This window comes from Paraburkholderia sp. SIMBA_027 (genome assembly GCF_046535315.1).
In the GTDB taxonomy this organism is placed as follows: Bacteria; Pseudomonadota; Gammaproteobacteria; order Burkholderiales; family Burkholderiaceae; genus Paraburkholderia; species Paraburkholderia tropica.
Genome location: NZ_JAWRWY010001706.1, coordinates 1 through 232 on the forward strand (window position 1 = coordinate 1; position 232 = coordinate 232).

The 232-nt window shown below is 59.5% G+C and carries 1 protein-coding gene; it reads right to left on the reverse strand.

Going from position 1 to position 232, the window contains the following annotated elements; genetic code table 11:
• Nucleotides 1–232: trehalase-like domain-containing protein (locus SB764_RS45000; protein WP_410867436.1), on the reverse strand; the 232-nt coding region annotated here is incomplete at both ends.

The window sequence follows — 232 nt, forward strand, 5'->3', positions numbered from 1 at the left end:
CGGTGACTAGCACCTTCCCACCACTGGTCTTCCATGTGGTCTGAAGCACGAATGTTGAGTCGATATAGCCGCGGCCGACAACCTCAGCACCGGGTTCGCTGGGAGCCAACAACCAGTGCCCGTGGTCATCAGTGCCCAAGATCCGACTAAACACCGAGGGCGAGTCAAAACGCGGGAAACAGAGCCAATCCACGCTGCCATTACGGGCTACGCGAGGCCCCGTTCGGAGATC